The organism is Pseudarthrobacter sp. 05T312 (assembly GCF_056396685.1).
In genome coordinates this window covers 71524-84808 of the sequence record NZ_JBFTLY010000001.1, presented here as the reverse complement: position 1 = coordinate 84808, position 13285 = coordinate 71524, and the positions used below count along the sequence as shown (strand labels likewise).

The following is a 13285-nucleotide window of genomic DNA, read 5'->3' as shown; positions in this document are numbered from 1 at the left end:
GCCAAAACGGCCGGCCCTCGAAAAGGACCTTTATTGACGAATCATTTACGCGGGGATTGACGACGGCGGCATGCGGCTGGCGCGGCGTGCTTTAGGGGCGCGGGCAGGCCTGCTCGATGAGCAACTTTGCAAGGGCCAGTGCGCGCCTTCCGTACACGCCGCCGTCGAGCACTGCCGCCGTGGCGTAGGCGCCATTGAGAATGATGAGGAGCTCTTCGGCGAGCTGGTCCGGCGAGTCCGCTCCGGCGTCGAGCGCGAGCGAACTGAACCAGTCGCGCACCTGCTGCTTGTGGTCAACGGCGGCCACATGGGCCGGGTGCTGGCCGAGCGGAAACTCGGTACTCGTGTTCAGCATCGGGCAGCCCCGGTACGTTGGGCCGGCACAGTCATCAGCCAGCACCGCAAACACCGCAAGGAGCTTCTCCTTGGGGCCTGGCTGTGCGTCCGCAGCCTGGCGCATCCGCTCAAACCAGGCGTCGGCACGTCCCTGCACATACGCGGTGGCGAGGGCGTCCTTGGTGGGAAACTGCCGGTAGACGGTGGCATTTCCAACACCGCATTCCTTGACCACCGCATCCATCCCCACGGCCCTTATCCCCTGCTGATAGAACAGCCGGGTGGCCACCTCCAGGACATTGCGCCGGTTCTCCTCGGCCGTTCTTCGCACCATCTGGACCGCCCTCCTCTAAAAGTCCCTGCACCCTTATGTGGCTTCAAGTTTGACAGACGGAACGTTCCGTCACAAACTACATGAGAACGATCCGTCACAAACTCTCCTGCCCCTCGCGGAGACACAAGGAGCAACCATGAACATCGCCGTCCTCGGAACCGGCATCGTCGGCCGGACCATCGCCACCCGCCTGGCCGAACTGGGCCACACCGTTACCATCGGCACCCGCGATCCGAAGGCCACCCTCGCCCGCACCGCGCCGGACGCCATGGGGACTCCCCCGTTCGCCGCCTGGAGCGCCGAAAACCCTCGCGTCGCCGTCGCCGGTTTCGCCGACGCAGCCGCCGGCGCTGAACTCATCGTCAACGCAACCAACGGCGGTGCGTCCCTGGACGTCCTTGCCGCGGCCGGCGCCGGATACCTGGATGGCAAGGTCATCCTGGACATCGCCAACCCGCTCGACTTCAGCCAGGGCATGCCGCCCACCCTGTTCGTCAAGGACACCGACTCCCTGGGCGAACAGATCCAGCGCGCCTACCCCGGCTCGCGGGTAGTGAAGTCCCTCAACACGCTCAACGCCGACCTCATGGCACGCCCCACGCTCCTGGCCGACCCCGGCACCGTCTTCGTTTCCGGCAACGACGAGGAGGCCAAGAACACAGTCACCGGCCTCCTGAAGGACTTCGGCCATGAAGACGTCATCGATCTCGGTGACATCTCCACCGCCCGCGGCACCGAAATGCTCCTGGCCATCTGGCTGCGCCTCTGGGGCGCGCTGGGCACCCCCGCCTTCAACTTCAAGATCGTCCGGTAAGCCCCTCAACCACCCGCCGGGCCCAGCAGGGCGTCACGGCTCGAAGCGGTAGCCCATCCCGGCTTCCGTGAGCAGGTGCCTGGGCCTGGCCGGGTCCGCCTCCAGTTTGCGGCGCAGCTGGCCCATGTAGACGCGAAGGTAATGGGTCTCGTTGTCGTACCCGGGCCCCCAGATCTTGGCCAGCATCTGCTGCTGCGTGATCAGCCGGCCGGGATTCCGCACCAGCAGCTCCAGGATGGCCCACTCGCGCGGGGTGAGCCGGACCGGTTCCCCTTCCCGGGTGACCTTCCGGTTGGCCAGGTCCACCTCGAAGTCCCCCACCTCGACGGCGGCCGGAGCCTCGGCAACCTCGGGCGTGCTGCTCCGGCGGCCGGCGACGCGCAGCCTGGCCAGGAGCTCGTCCAGCCCGAACGGCTTGGTCACGTAGTCATCGGCGCCGGCATCCAGGGCCCTGACCTTGTCCACGGACCCGTGCCGGGCGGACAGCACGATGATGGGCATGCTGCTGGTGCGGCGGACGCGGGTGATCACATCCACGCCGTTGATATCCGGCAGGCCCAGGTCCAGCACCATGACATCCGGGTGGCCGCCTTCCGCGTGCCTAAGCGCGGCTGCCCCGTCCAGGGCGGTGAGCACCTGGTACCCCTCCGCCTGCAGGTTCACCTGCAGGGCGCGCAGCAGCTGCGGTTCGTCGTCAACGATCAGGACTGTCCTCATGCGGTTTTGGTGCCTGCTTCCCTGCGAAGGTGGGGGCTGTACGGCCCGGTGGACAGCGGCAGCCGGACCACCATGGTCAGCCCTCCGCCCGGAGTTGGTTCGGGCACCAGCCGGCCGCCCATCGCCTCGGTAAAGCCCTTCGCCACGGCCAGGCCCAGCCCGATGCCCAGTCCCTCCGGCGCATCGTCAAGCCGCTGGAACGGCTGGAACATCTCCACCACCGCGGCAGCGGGCACACCCTGCCCGTGATCGACGATGCGGAGCTCGCCGAAGGGTGTGCCGCCGTCGTCCGCTGCGTTGGCAGCTCCCGAAACGCCCACGATCACCACGTCCGAGCCGGGCGCGTACTTGAGCGCGTTTTCCACGATGTTGGCGATGACCCGCTCCAGCATGCCCAGGTCCGCGTCCACGGCAGGCATGTTCGGGGCGAGGTCGATCCGGATGCGCTCCGTGGGGATGCCGCGCAGGGCGTCCTCGATGGCGTCGCGCCAGGTGACGGGGGCGGTGTGCGGGGCGGCCGATCCGCTGGAGATCCGGGACATGTCCAGGAGGTTGGAGATGAGGGCGTCCAGGCGCTCGGAGTAGGAGTCGATGGTGGCGAGCATTTCTTCCTGCACCTCCGCCGGGAGCCTGCTGTTCTGGCGGCGCAGGGCGGTGACCGCCAGCTTGATCCCGGCCAGCGGCGTCCGAAGGTCGTGGCTGACGGCGCTCAGGATTGCGGTGCGGACGCTGTTGCCTTCGGCCAGTTTCGTGGTGCTTTTCAGGGTGCGCTGCAGGGCGTGGTGCTGCCGGAGCAGCAGGAGGTGGGCGCCGTGGGCGGCCAGGAGGAGCCGGTCCCCCGCCGTCAGGGTGCGGCCGGACAGGACCAGGGCGGTCCGGGGATCGGCCAGTTCCACGTTGTCCGTCATGGCGGTGGCCGCTTCCGGGGCCGGTGGCGGCGCGTCCCCGGAAAAGGCCTGCAGCTCCCACGTGTTCTGACGGTCCCCGGCGCGGGTGAAGAGGCCGGCGGCCCGGACCTGGAAGGTTTCGCGGGCCTTGTCCAGGAAGCCGGCAACGGTATCGTCCGCCAGGAGCGCGTCCCGGGCGAGGTCGGCGAGGGTGGTGGCCTCTGCACGGGCGCGGACAGCCTCCCGCGCCCGGCGTTCAGACAGGCCCACCACCAGGGAAACAGCCACCGCGGCCCCGAGGAATACCAGCAGGGCAAAGACGTTCTGCGGGTCGCTGATGTTGAAAGTGCCCACGGGGTCCGTTTCGAAGTAGTTCAGCAGCAGCGATGCCAGGACGGCTGCCAGCACGGCCGGCCAGAGCCCGCCGATGAACGCCACCGCCATCACCCCGGTCAGGTGCACCAGGGCGTGGGTGGCGAGGTTCAGGTCGCGGCTGAAGGACAGGACGGTGGAGGCGAGGACGGGGAGGAGTACCGCGAGGATGTAGCCCACCGTGGTGCGCGGCCGGCTGAGGGCGGCGGGGGTGTGCCGCGGGAGTCCCCGGGCTGCCGGCGGATGGGAGACCAGATGCACGTCGATGTCTCCCGAGTCCCGCACCACCCTTGACGCCACGCCCCTGCCCAGGACGCGGTTCCAGAGACCTCCCGGCGACGCCCCGAGGACAATCTGGGTGGCGTTGGCACTCCGGGCAAACTCCAGCAGGGACCGCGCCGGGTCATCCCCGGACACCGTGTGGCAGGTGCCGCCGAGGTCCGTGATGAGCTGCCGCTGCGCCTCCACCGCCTGCTCGGATGCCTCCCGCCGGGCGGTGGTACCGCGCACATGGACTGCCAGGAGTTCACTGCCGTTGACCCTGGACAGGATCCGGGCTGCCCGCCGGATGAGCACCCCGTCCTCCGGAGACCCGGCAATCCCCACCACCACCCGTTCGCGCGTGGGCCAGGCGGCGGTGATGCCTTGGCTTTCCCGGTACGCCGCCAGGCCTTCCTCCACCCGGTCCGCGAGCCAGATCAGGGCGATCCCGCGCAGGGCCAGGAGGGTGCCCGGCCGGTACTCGTTGGCCAGGGCGGCGTCGATCCGGTCCGCCGGGAAGATCCTGCCGTCCGCCACCCGCTGGCGCAGGAGGTCCGGAGAGATGTCCACAAGCTCGATGTGGTCCGCCCGCCGCACAATCCCATCCGGCACCATGGCCTGCGGCGGATCGTCGGTGATCGCGGCGACCACGTCCTTGAGGGACGCCAGCTGCTGCACGCAGAGGGTGGACAGTACGTCGATGCCCGCCGCCAGCAGTTCCTCGATATCCTGCCACCGCCGCTGGTTCCTGCTGCCCGGGGCGTTGACCTGCGCGTATTCGTCCACCAGCGCCACATCCGGATTCCGTTCCAGCACGGCGTCCACGTCCAGCCCGGACGCCTCCGCTCCCCCGGTACCGGCCGAAAGGCGCGGGGCAACGGCGTCGATCCCTTCAACGAGCTGCCGCGTCTCCTCCCGGCCGTGGTCCGCGGCAATGCCCACCACGACGTCGCTGCCCCCGGCCAGCAGCCGGTGCGCTTCCCGCAGCGCGGCGTACGTGGTGCCCGCGCCGGGCGCCGCGCCCAGAAAGATCCGAAGGGTTCCCCGTGACATACCCACAGTCTTATCCCGTCCCGTCACCGGAACCAACTCACGGCCCGCGACAGCCGTGGGAGTGATGGCGCGTCAGGGGAAAACGCGCCAAACGTGATCGGGCGTCGCAGGAAAACCCGCGAAACGTGATCGGGCGTCGCAGGAAAACGCGCCAAACGTGATCGGGCGTCCGGGCGGGGACGACGGCGGGTGCTCAGTAAGCTGGCAGGATGTCCGTGCTTGCCGCCCTCCTGCCCACCCTGGCGGCCATCGCCATCCTGGCGGCACTCACGGTGGGCATCCTCTGGGGCTCGCGGACGCCGTCGTACCTCTCCCCCGCCCTGGCCATCCTTCGCGGCGCGGCGCAGCTGGCGGTGATCAGCCTGGTGCTGGGCGGTGTCATCAGCGACCCGCTCTGGGTGGGCGTGGCGCTGCTGGTGATGTTCAGCGTGGCGTCCGTGACCGCAACCCGGCGGCTCACCTGGTCCTGGCGGCGCTTTGGCCTGGTGGCCGGAACCATGGCCGCCGGGATCCTGGTGACGGTCGCCGTCGTGTTCGGAACGGGCGCCATTGAATTCTCACCCCGGTACGCGCTGGCGGTGGGCGGGATCGTGATCGGCAACTCCATGACCATCGCCACCCTGGCCGGCAGGCGCTTCTTCGAAGCCGTGCTGGAGCAGTGGGACCAGGTGGAGGGGTGGCTCGCGCTGGGTGCTACCCCGCGGCAGGCCACCCTGGTCCAGGCCCGGCAGGCGGTGCACTCGGCCCTGATTCCCTCCACGGACCAGACCAAGACCACTGGCCTTGTCACGCTCCCGGGCGCCTTCGTGGGGGCGATCTTCGGCGGCGCCTCCCCGTTCGAGGCGGGCCGGTTCCAGGTGGTGGTGCTCGCCTCGATCATGGCAGCGGGGTCCATCACCGCCGTGGCCCTGATCCGTTCGCTGGGCAACGTGAAGGTCCGGCCCGACCCGCTGTAGGTCCGGCCTGCTGCGGCCAACCCGTTGGCGCGGCGCGAAACCATGGGCGCGGCGCGAAAACGCCGGCGCTACCGGTAGTCCGGTAGCGCCGGCGTTTTAGCGCGTCGAAAAGTAACAGGCGCAGCGGGAACCTGGGGCTTAGCCCTGCTTGACCAGCGCCGCTTCGAGGTTGATCTTCACCTTGTCGCTGACCAGCAGGCCGCCGGCCTCGAGCGCCGCGTTCCAGGTGAGCCCGAATTCCTTGCGGCTGATCTCGGTCTCGGCGGAGAAGCCGGCCCGGGTGGCGCCGAACGGGTCAACGGCGACGCCGGTGAATTCGACCTCGAGTTCGACAGGCTTGGTGACGCCCCTGATGGTGAGGTCACCGGTCAGGGTGTACTCCTCGCCGTCCCCTTCAATGGCGGTGCCGCGGAACGTCATCTCGGGATACTTCTCGACGTCGAAGAAGTCCGCCCCGCGCACGTGGGCGTCGCGGTTGGCGTCACCGGAGTCGAAGCTGGCGGTGGACACCGTGGCGTGCACCGACGAGTCAGCCAGCGACTCGCCCACGCGTGCCTCGGCCTGGGCTTCGGTGAAGCGGCCGCGGACCTTGCTGATCCCGGCATGGCGGACACTGAAGCCGATCTCGCTGTGTGACATGTCCAGGGTCCAGGTTCCCGGCGTGATGTCCTTGGGAAGGGTCATTGTCGTTCTCCTTGCTCGTAGGGCCGCAGGCTCGGCTGCCCGCTAAAGGGCGCAAGACTGCGGATGCCCCTAAATATTCCCCATAAATCCCACAAGGAGAACAGGGCCGAATGAACCGGAAGGGAACTTCGGGCGTATACATAAGCGTGGCTCTACGATTACTGACCGCCCTGGCGCTGTTCATCGATGCCGGCGTGCACCTGTTCCTGGCCCCCGGGTACCAGAACACGCAGCCGGGCACCGTCAGCCAGGGCACTTTGTTCCTGCTCGAAGCGGCGGCCGCGCTGGTGGCCGGCGTTTACGTCCTGGTCCGCGGCAGCAGGGCTGCCTATGCCGTGGCCCTGGTGGTGGCCCTCAGCGCGTTCGCCGCCGTCATGCTGTACCGGTACGTGGACATCCCTGCCATCGGGCCGATCCCGGCCATGTACGACCCGGTCTGGTTCTTCTCCAAATCCCTGAGCGCCGCAGCCGAGGGGGCCGGCGCCCTGCTGGCGCTCGCCGGCCTGGTCCGCAGCCGCCGCAGGGGAACGTCCGACGCCGGGCCGCAGGTTCGGGCGCCGCGCCGCCGGCGGTGAGCATCACCCCGGCCGTTGTTAGCATGCGAGGGGAGGTGGGAGATGAGCGGGGCTGAGCGGGCGGTGCCGGATGCGTTCGGGGCCGTTTCTGCCTACGCGCTCTCGGCACTCGCGCTGACGTTCCTGTCCCCGTCCGGACTGCTCCTCCAACTGGCCGGCCTGTGCGCGGGGGCGTTGGTGGCCGTGGCCGCCGCCGGCTCGGTCCTGCGGCGGATCCCGCGCTTCTCAACGCCGGCGGACCGGGTGACCCTGCTGCGCGCCATCCTCGTGGCCCTGTGCGCGGTGCTGGCGGTTCCGCAGCTGTTCACGGGCCGCCGCACCGACCTGCTCCTGCCCATCCTGGGCGCCGCCGCATTCCTCCTGGACGGGCTGGACGGCGTGGTGGCGCGGCGCACTGGCACCTCCTCGGCAGCCGGGGCGCGGTTCGATTCCGCCACGGACGCCGCCCTGGTGCTGGTGTTGTCCGTTGCGGCGGCTCCCGTGGCCGGTCCGTGGACGCTGGGCATCGGGGCCATGTATTACGTCTTCGTGGCGGCAGGCCTCGTCCGGCCGCACCTTCGCGCGGCGCTGCCGTTCAGGGCGTCCCGGAAGGCCATCGGGGCATTCCAGCCGTTTGCCCTGCTCCTTGCGCTGCTCCCCGGCGTCCCTGCCCTGGCCGCGGTCCTGGTTCCCGCGCTGGCCCTGGCCCTGCTCACGTTGTCCTTCACCCGTGATGTGGTCCAGCTGGAACGCCTGCACCGCGCCGGGCTGCGGGAGGTTCCCGCCCGGATTGCCTAGTGCGCACGGATGCTTTGCGCGAGGTCCCGCCAGAGCAGGTCCCGTCTGTGCAGGTCCCGTCAGAGCAGGCCTGCGACGGCGAAGCCGCCGGCTGCGGCGCCCACCGCGGCCACCGCGGTGCCCACGGCGTTGAGGAGGGCCAGGCCGGTGCGGCGGGACTGGACCAGGCGGACTGTTTCGAAGCTGGCCGTGCTGAAGGTGGTGTAGCCGCCCAGGAACCCCGTGCCGGCGATGGCCTGCAGCTCGGGCGGGGCCGCATGCACGATCACGGCACCGGCGAGAAGGCCCAGCAGGAACGATCCCGTGACGTTGATGGCGATGGTGCCCACCGGCAGGGCGGTCCTGATTTTGGCGCGCACCAGGCCGTCCACCACAAAACGGGTGGCGGCTCCGAGTCCGCCGGCGAGTCCCAGCAGGATGATGACCAGGGGGCTCACCTTCTTCCTCCGTTGCCAGGACCGGCCGGGCCCGGCCGTGGTGTGGTGCGGGCGTGGTGGGCTGCTGCCAGGCGGATGCCCGCCACGGTTGCCACCGCACCGGCCACCACGGAGGCGCCGACGTAGATGACGGCGTCGGCGCTGCGGCCGGCACTGAACAGGGTGGTGGCTTCCACGGCCAGGGTGCTGTAGGTGGTGAACGCTCCCATGAACCCGGTGCCCACCAGCAGCCGGACCAGCCTCAGCCGTCCGGCGTCGGGCCCCCGGCGGACCAGGGCCTCCAGCAAGGCGCCGAGCAGGAAGGCGCCGGCCAGGTTGATGGTCAGGGTGGGCAGCGGCCAGCCGCCCGGTGCGGGCAGGACGCTGCCTACCCCGTAGCGGGCCAGGGCGCCGAAGATGCCGCCGGTGGTGACCACCAGGACAAACCCGGGGTGCAGGTGGACCGGACGGTGGGCCCGCGCCCCGCCCAGGGTGCCCTGGTCTGCTGCGTCCTGCGCGTCGGCCCTGGGAACAGGCTGCTCCATCAGCGGCCCGCCTTCGGCTGGTGCCTGGAATGCGGGGCCAGCGGGACCACCAGGACGGGCCGGTGCTGGCGGTGGGTCAGGTGCACGGCGACGGATCCCACCAGCAGTTCCTCGAACCGCGCCCCGAGCCCGCGTTCCCGGGTGCCCACCACGATGACGGAGGCATCAGTGGATTCGGCCAGCCGTCCCAGCGCCCGGGCCGGGTCCCCCGCCAGGGTCACGAAGGACCAGTCGATCCCGGCGCCACCCAGGGCTTCGCGGAGGCCACCGGCGATGGAGGCGCTGATCCCTTCGATGTCGTCGTCAATCCCGTCGGGGTCGATGGGGCGGGCCTCCACCCTGCCGCCGGGCTCTTCCGCCAGGTACGTGGTGACGTCCACGTAGGCACAGACAAGTTTCACGCCCAGGCTGTACGCCAGTTCGGCGGCACGGTGGGCGACCACCAGTGGCTGCCCGGGCACCACGCCCATGAGCACCGGACCGCCGATTTTCCGGGGGACGTAGGGCACGGCGCCGGCGGAGTCTTGTGGTTTCTCGGGCTCAGTCATGGGCTCTCCTGGTCGGTCCGGGGCAGGAAGACTGGGCCGGCTGCGGGCACGGGCCACCTACCTTCGGATCAGCAAAGGCAGGAACCATCAGCCAGGCGGCGGTTCGAAGACCGCGCACCTGCGCGGGCCTTCCGGCGGGATCCATCACCGTGAACAGAGACTACAGGCTTTTCCGCGGCGTCCGCCACCACGGCTGCGGGCCGGAACAGCCGCCTATGCGGCGAGGGCGGCCGGCAGTTCGGTCAGGGCCGCGATGACGATGTCCGGCGCCCGGAAATAGGAGGGGTAGCGGGCACCGGTCCGGTTGATCCAGGCGGTCCGCAGTCCGGCCCGGGCTGCACCGTGGATGTCCCAGGGGTGCACGGCCACCAGCAGCATCCCGGAAGGATCCGCGCCGGCGGCAGCTGCCGCGTAGTGGTAGGCGGCCTGGGCGGGCTTCCATGCGACTGCGTCCGCCACGGAGAGCAGCAGCTCAAAGTTGTCCCGGATGCCTCCGGCCGCGAGCAGCTTGTCCGTGTTGGCGGCCGCGCCGTTTGTCAGGGTGATGAGGCGGTGCCCGGCTGCGGCCAGGGCTCTGGCCCCGGCCGGGACATCAGGGTGGAGGGCAAGGTCCTGCATAGCGGCCATGACGCGGCCGACGGCGGCGTCCAGGTCTCCGGAAACCCCTTCGGCTTCCAGCAGGGCGCCGAGGGCGTCGGCGCCAATGTCGGCGAAGGCCCGGTTGTCCCCGCTGGCGGCGAGGGCGAAGCCGTCCCGCAGCAGCGTGGCGAACCAGAGCCTGGCCAGTTCCCGCTGCGCACCGGCCTGCTCGAAGGCATCCGCAAGGGGACCCATGTCCGAGAGGGTCTCATTCACGTCAAAAACGATGACAAGGGGTTCTGCCATGGTGTCCCTTTCCGTTCCGCCGTCCAGAATAGCCAGGCTACTCAGCAGTAGATCACATAGGGGCTACGGACACTACCGGCGGGGATTGGCAGGTTCCAGCCCCTTTGGCCGCCCTTGAACGCAAGCAACGCGGACCCCGCTGACAGCGGGGCTCCGCGTTGTGGTTCTTGGGCGCAGGCCGTTAGGCCGGCGTCCCGCCCAGGCTGGCAAGGGCCTTGCGAAGGCGCGTGCCGGCGTCGTCCGCCACTTCTTTGACGGAGGGGGCGCTGCTGAGCTGCACCATGGTTTGGGGATCGATGGCTTCCACCGTGGTGGAGTCTGCTGAGCTGTTCCTGCGCACCACCACGTTGCAGGGCAGCAGGGCACCCATCTCCGGCTCGGCCGCCAGGGCCCGGCTGGCGAGGGAGGGGTTGCAGGCACCGAGGATGACGTAATCCCCGACGGCGTCCGCGGCCTCCGTGCCGAGCTTGGCTTCGAAGGTGGACCGGATGTTGATTTCGGTCAGGATCCCGAACCCCTGCGCGGCAAGGGCTTCGCGGGTGCGCTCCAGCGCCTCCGCCCAGGGAAGGGAAACAGTGGTGGCCAGGGTGTAGGTCATGATGCTCCTTGAAAATTGCCGGGCGGTCGGTTGCGGTGCGGGGCCAGGTCAGGCCAGCGAGAGGAAGAGCTTCTCCAGGTCCTTCCGGTCCATGGTTTCGTCCTTCTGGACGATGCACTGCTCAAGACCCGTGGCGATGATGGCGAAGCCGGCGCGGTCAAGGGCCTTGGATACGGCCGCCAGCTGGGTGACGACGTCCTTGCAGTCGCGGCCTTCCTCGAGCATCCGGGTGACGGCGGCGAGCTGGCCCTGTGCCCGCTTGAGGCGGTTGATCACGGGCGTGAGCTCTGTGGGGTTCAGTTCCATAACGGGGTCTCCATCGGTAAGGGGCTTGCGTTCAACTATATACCCCCACGGGTGTTTTGACTACCCCCGGGGGTATCTGCAATACTCGGTGGGGTATCCACCCGACCCCTTCCGAGAGGCCACCCATGACGTCCCCTTCCAAAGCAACAGCCGTTACCGCACTCGCCCCTGAGGCCCTCAAGTCCTGGATCAAGGAACACCAGGACCTCGTGGTGATCGATGTTCGCTCGGCCGCTGAATTCGAGTCCATGCACATCCGCGGCTCCTACAACGTGCCGCTTCCCCTGCTCTCCGAGCACACCGACGAACTCGCCGCCCGGCTGGGTTCGCGGGTAGTCCTGGTCTGCCAGTCCGGCGTCCGCGCCGAGCAGGCCCGCCAGCGCATGGCCACTGTCGGCCTTGACACCGCTTACGTCCTCACCGGCGGGGTTCCCGGATTCGCCGCCGCGGGCGGCGACGTGGTCAAGGGCAAGGACCGCTGGGACCTGGAGCGCCAGGTCCGCCTGGCCGCCGGCTCCCTGGTGGTGCTGGGCCTGGCCGGCGGCAAGTTCGTCTCTCCCAAGGTGCGCATGCTGGCCGGTGCCATCGGCACCGGACTGACCTTCTCGGCCGCGACCAACACCTGCGCCATGGGCAAGGCCCTCTCGGCCATGCCCTGGAACAAGGCAGCCAAGGAGCCCACCCGCGAAAGCGCCATCCTGCAGCTTCCCGTGCAGTCGGCTGAAGAGGGCGCAGCGGCATGATCCCGGCCCTGGGTCTGGGGCTCGTCGTCGGCGTCGTACTGGGCGTAGTTGGCGGCGGCGGGTCCATCATTGCCGTTCCGGCCCTGGTGTACGGCGTGGGCATGAGCCCCGCCCAGGCCATTCCCACCTCCCTGCTGGTGGTGGGAATCTCCTCGCTGGCAGCCCTGCTCCCCCGGTTCCGGGAAGGACTGAACTGGCCCGTGATCGCCCTGGTGGGGGGTGCCGGCATCCCGGCAGCCTGGGCCGGCGCGGCCGTGGGCAAGCTGCTGGACCCGAACATCCTGATGCTGGCTTTCGCCGTGATCATGGTGGCCGCCGGCATCCGGATGCTCAGCAAGCCCCGCGAAAGCGAGGGATCCTGCAGCACCGGACCGAACCGGGCCTTCCGGTCCTGCGCCCCGAAGGCCGTGGGTGTGGGCCTGCTGGTCGGGTTCCTCACCGGACTGCTGGGCGTGGGCGGCGGCTTCCTCATCACCCCCGCACTGACCATCTTCCTGGGCCTGCGCATGAAGCAGGCCGTGGGAACATCCCTGGCCATCATCGTGGTCAACTCGGCTGCCGGGTTTAGCGCCCACGCCGCCGGCTACACCATCGACTGGTCCACCACCCTGGCGTTCGCCATCCCGGCGATCGTGGGATCGGTGGTGGCCGCCAGGTTCGCCCGGCACCTGCACGACAAACACATCCGCATCTCGTTCGCGGTACTCATCTTCGCCGTCGCGGCGTGGGTCACCGCCGGCACGGTCACCGCCTGACCCCTCCACAGAGGAGAACACCATGGGACTGATTGATTCCCTCAAGAAGGCCTTCAGCAAGCCCTACAAAACGATTTCCGTGGCACAGGCAAAGGAACTCCTGGGTTCCGGGGCCACGCTCATCGACGTCAGGTCTGCCCAGGAATGGCGGACCGGCCGGGCGCCGCAGGCCAAGCACGTCCCCCTGGACCGGCTGCAGACCAGCACTGCCGGCATCCAGAAGACCCGGCCGGTAATTGCCGTCTGCGCCTCCGGCGTCCGCTCCGCCTCCGCAGCCCGGCTCCTGGCCGCCAAAGGATACGACGCCTACTCGGTGCGCGGCGGCATGGCCGCCTGGCGCCAGGCCGGCGAACCCGTCCGCTAGCAACACCCCACCAGCTCCCAGCCACCAACCACTTCAAAGGAGAACCACCATGGCTGAAATCACCATCACCGAAGCCGAAGAGCGCCGCTCCACCGCCCGGATCCTCGACGTCCGCGAGGACTTCGAAGTCGCCGAGGGCATGATCCCCGGCGCCCTGCACATCCCGATGGGCCAGCTGCAGGCCCGCCTGGGCGAACTCGATCCCACCGTGCCCGTGATCGCCGTCTGCCGCAGCGGAAACCGCAGCGCCGCCGTCGCCGACGCCCTCAACGGCGCCGGCTACAAAGCGGACACCATGGCCGGCGGCATGACCGCCTGGACCCGCGCCGGACTCCCCACCACCTAGGCCCTGCCCCCGC

General features: G+C 69.4%; 18 protein-coding genes and 1 riboswitch. Of the genes, 8 read left to right on the top strand and 10 right to left on the bottom strand.

Going from position 1 to position 13285, the window contains the following annotated elements:
* Positions 1-91: 91 nt before the first annotated feature.
* Positions 92-670 (bottom strand): TetR/AcrR family transcriptional regulator, encoded by a 579-nt coding sequence (locus AC1DIP_RS00435; RefSeq protein WP_477732451.1) that lies wholly within the window; start codon positions 668-670, stop codon positions 92-94.
* 136 nt (positions 671-806) lie between these two features.
* Between AC1DIP_RS00435 and AC1DIP_RS00430 the strand changes: the two genes are divergently transcribed.
* Positions 807-1484 carry an NADPH-dependent F420 reductase gene (locus AC1DIP_RS00430; protein ID WP_477732450.1) on the top strand — a complete coding sequence of 226 codons (678 nt, stop codon included), beginning with the start codon at positions 807-809 and terminating at the stop codon, positions 1482-1484.
* Between the two features lie 33 nt (positions 1485-1517).
* Here the strand turns inward: AC1DIP_RS00430 and AC1DIP_RS00425 are convergent, their stop codons facing one another.
* Together AC1DIP_RS00425 and AC1DIP_RS00420 are read right to left on the bottom strand one after the other, a co-directional pair.
* Positions 1518-2201: a response regulator gene (locus AC1DIP_RS00425; protein WP_477732449.1), complete on the bottom strand. Its 684-nt coding sequence runs from the start codon at positions 2199-2201 to the stop codon at positions 1518-1520.
* Positions 2198-4774 carry a DUF4118 domain-containing protein gene (locus AC1DIP_RS00420; protein WP_477732448.1) on the bottom strand — a complete coding sequence of 859 codons (2577 nt, stop codon included), beginning with the start codon at positions 4772-4774 and terminating at the stop codon, positions 2198-2200. Before AC1DIP_RS00420 ends, AC1DIP_RS00425 begins: the two co-directional genes overlap by 4 nt.
* Positions 4775-4983: 209 nt before the next feature.
* Between AC1DIP_RS00420 and AC1DIP_RS00415 the strand changes: the two genes are divergently transcribed.
* Entirely contained in the window at positions 4984-5730 is a 747-nt protein-coding gene (locus AC1DIP_RS00415; RefSeq protein WP_477732447.1) for an ABC transporter permease, read from the top strand.
* Between the two features lie 138 nt (positions 5731-5868).
* On the opposite strand, the gene AC1DIP_RS00410 is transcribed toward AC1DIP_RS00415, so the two are convergent.
* On the bottom strand, positions 5869-6414 hold the full coding sequence (locus tag AC1DIP_RS00410; protein ID WP_477732446.1) for a YceI family protein: 546 nt from the start codon (positions 6412-6414) through the stop codon (positions 5869-5871).
* 146 nt (positions 6415-6560) lie between these two features.
* Between AC1DIP_RS00410 and AC1DIP_RS00405 the strand changes: the two genes are divergently transcribed.
* Entirely contained in the window at positions 6561-6989 is a 429-nt protein-coding gene (locus tag AC1DIP_RS00405; RefSeq protein ID WP_476206930.1) for a hypothetical protein, read from the top strand.
* Between the two features lie 42 nt (positions 6990-7031).
* Positions 7032-7766: a CDP-alcohol phosphatidyltransferase family protein gene (locus AC1DIP_RS00400; protein ID WP_477732445.1), complete on the top strand. Its 735-nt coding sequence runs from the start codon at positions 7032-7034 to the stop codon at positions 7764-7766.
* A 59-nt stretch (positions 7767-7825) separates the two neighbouring features.
* Here the strand turns inward: AC1DIP_RS00400 and crcB are convergent, their stop codons facing one another.
* The 6 genes from crcB to AC1DIP_RS00370 all read right to left on the bottom strand — a co-directional run bounded on the left by crcB (position 7826) and on the right by AC1DIP_RS00370 (position 11064).
* Positions 7826-8203, bottom strand: a complete 378-nt coding sequence (crcB, locus tag AC1DIP_RS00395; protein WP_476206934.1) for a fluoride efflux transporter CrcB — start codon at positions 8201-8203, stop codon at positions 7826-7828.
* A complete protein-coding gene (locus tag AC1DIP_RS00390) occupies positions 8200-8727 on the bottom strand; it encodes a fluoride efflux transporter FluC (protein WP_477732444.1) in 528 nt (175 codons plus the stop codon). Before AC1DIP_RS00390 ends, crcB begins: the two co-directional genes overlap by 4 nt.
* On the bottom strand, positions 8727-9275 hold the full coding sequence (locus tag AC1DIP_RS00385) for a universal stress protein (protein ID WP_477732443.1): 549 nt from the start codon (positions 9273-9275) through the stop codon (positions 8727-8729). Before AC1DIP_RS00385 ends, AC1DIP_RS00390 begins: the two co-directional genes overlap by 1 nt.
* A 71-nt stretch (positions 9276-9346) precedes the next feature.
* Positions 9347-9433: riboswitch (Fluoride riboswitch) on the bottom strand.
* Positions 9434-9488: 55 nt separating this feature from the next.
* Positions 9489-10160, bottom strand: a complete 672-nt coding sequence (locus AC1DIP_RS00380) for a haloacid dehalogenase type II (protein WP_477732442.1) — start codon at positions 10158-10160, stop codon at positions 9489-9491.
* Positions 10161-10341: 181 nt separating this feature from the next.
* Positions 10342-10758, bottom strand: a complete 417-nt coding sequence (locus AC1DIP_RS00375; RefSeq protein ID WP_477732441.1) for a DUF302 domain-containing protein — start codon at positions 10756-10758, stop codon at positions 10342-10344.
* 48 nt (positions 10759-10806) lie between these two features.
* The gene (locus tag AC1DIP_RS00370) at positions 10807-11064 is read right to left on the bottom strand and encodes a metal-sensitive transcriptional regulator (protein ID WP_043452296.1); all 258 of its coding nucleotides are present in this window, start codon (positions 11062-11064) and stop codon (positions 10807-10809) included.
* A 125-nt stretch (positions 11065-11189) separates the two neighbouring features.
* Between AC1DIP_RS00370 and AC1DIP_RS00365 the strand changes: the two genes are divergently transcribed.
* Genes AC1DIP_RS00365 through AC1DIP_RS00350 form a run of 4 tightly spaced genes read left to right on the top strand, consistent with a single transcriptional unit; the run spans position 11190 to position 13272 of the window.
* The gene (locus AC1DIP_RS00365; protein WP_477732440.1) at positions 11190-11807 is read left to right on the top strand and encodes a rhodanese-like domain-containing protein; all 618 of its coding nucleotides are present in this window, start codon (positions 11190-11192) and stop codon (positions 11805-11807) included.
* Complete coding sequence (locus AC1DIP_RS00360) at positions 11804-12562, top strand: sulfite exporter TauE/SafE family protein (RefSeq protein ID WP_307359431.1); 759 nt, start codon at positions 11804-11806, stop codon at positions 12560-12562. The genes AC1DIP_RS00365 and AC1DIP_RS00360 overlap by 4 nt, the downstream gene beginning before the upstream one ends.
* 22 nt (positions 12563-12584) lie before the next feature.
* Positions 12585-12926, top strand: a complete 342-nt coding sequence (locus tag AC1DIP_RS00355; RefSeq protein WP_224026918.1) for a rhodanese-like domain-containing protein — start codon at positions 12585-12587, stop codon at positions 12924-12926.
* 49 nt (positions 12927-12975) lie between these two features.
* Positions 12976-13272: a rhodanese-like domain-containing protein gene (locus tag AC1DIP_RS00350; RefSeq protein ID WP_307359436.1), complete on the top strand. Its 297-nt coding sequence runs from the start codon at positions 12976-12978 to the stop codon at positions 13270-13272.
* Positions 13273-13285: the final 13 nt, after the last annotated feature.

What these genes read in the sequence shown, in the direction of transcription:
- AC1DIP_RS00435 (WP_477732451.1), bottom strand. Translation starts at nt 670, where the DNA reads ATGGTGCGAAGAACGGCCGAGGAGAACCGGCGCAATGTCCTGGAGGTG.
- AC1DIP_RS00430 (WP_477732450.1), top strand. Translation starts at nt 807, where the DNA reads ATGAACATCGCCGTCCTCGGAACCGGCATCGTCGGCCGGACCATCGCC.
- AC1DIP_RS00425 (WP_477732449.1), bottom strand. Translation starts at nt 2,201, where the DNA reads ATGAGGACAGTCCTGATCGTTGACGACGAACCGCAGCTGCTGCGCGCC.
- AC1DIP_RS00420 (WP_477732448.1), bottom strand. Translation starts at nt 4,774, where the DNA reads ATGTCACGGGGAACCCTTCGGATCTTTCTGGGCGCGGCGCCCGGCGCG.
- AC1DIP_RS00415 (WP_477732447.1), top strand. Translation starts at nt 4,984, where the DNA reads ATGTCCGTGCTTGCCGCCCTCCTGCCCACCCTGGCGGCCATCGCCATC.
- AC1DIP_RS00410 (WP_477732446.1), bottom strand. Translation starts at nt 6,414, where the DNA reads ATGACCCTTCCCAAGGACATCACGCCGGGAACCTGGACCCTGGACATG.
- AC1DIP_RS00400 (WP_477732445.1), top strand. Translation starts at nt 7,032, where the DNA reads ATGAGCGGGGCTGAGCGGGCGGTGCCGGATGCGTTCGGGGCCGTTTCT.
- AC1DIP_RS00390 (WP_477732444.1), bottom strand. Translation starts at nt 8,727, where the DNA reads ATGGAGCAGCCTGTTCCCAGGGCCGACGCGCAGGACGCAGCAGACCAG.
- AC1DIP_RS00385 (WP_477732443.1), bottom strand. Translation starts at nt 9,275, where the DNA reads ATGACTGAGCCCGAGAAACCACAAGACTCCGCCGGCGCCGTGCCCTAC.
- AC1DIP_RS00380 (WP_477732442.1), bottom strand. Translation starts at nt 10,160, where the DNA reads ATGGCAGAACCCCTTGTCATCGTTTTTGACGTGAATGAGACCCTCTCG.
- AC1DIP_RS00375 (WP_477732441.1), bottom strand. Translation starts at nt 10,758, where the DNA reads ATGACCTACACCCTGGCCACCACTGTTTCCCTTCCCTGGGCGGAGGCG.
- AC1DIP_RS00370 (WP_043452296.1), bottom strand. Translation starts at nt 11,064, where the DNA reads ATGGAACTGAACCCCACAGAGCTCACGCCCGTGATCAACCGCCTCAAG.
- AC1DIP_RS00365 (WP_477732440.1), top strand. Translation starts at nt 11,190, where the DNA reads ATGACGTCCCCTTCCAAAGCAACAGCCGTTACCGCACTCGCCCCTGAG.
- AC1DIP_RS00360 (WP_307359431.1), top strand. Translation starts at nt 11,804, where the DNA reads ATGATCCCGGCCCTGGGTCTGGGGCTCGTCGTCGGCGTCGTACTGGGC.
- AC1DIP_RS00355 (WP_224026918.1), top strand. Translation starts at nt 12,585, where the DNA reads ATGGGACTGATTGATTCCCTCAAGAAGGCCTTCAGCAAGCCCTACAAA.
- AC1DIP_RS00350 (WP_307359436.1), top strand. Translation starts at nt 12,976, where the DNA reads ATGGCTGAAATCACCATCACCGAAGCCGAAGAGCGCCGCTCCACCGCC.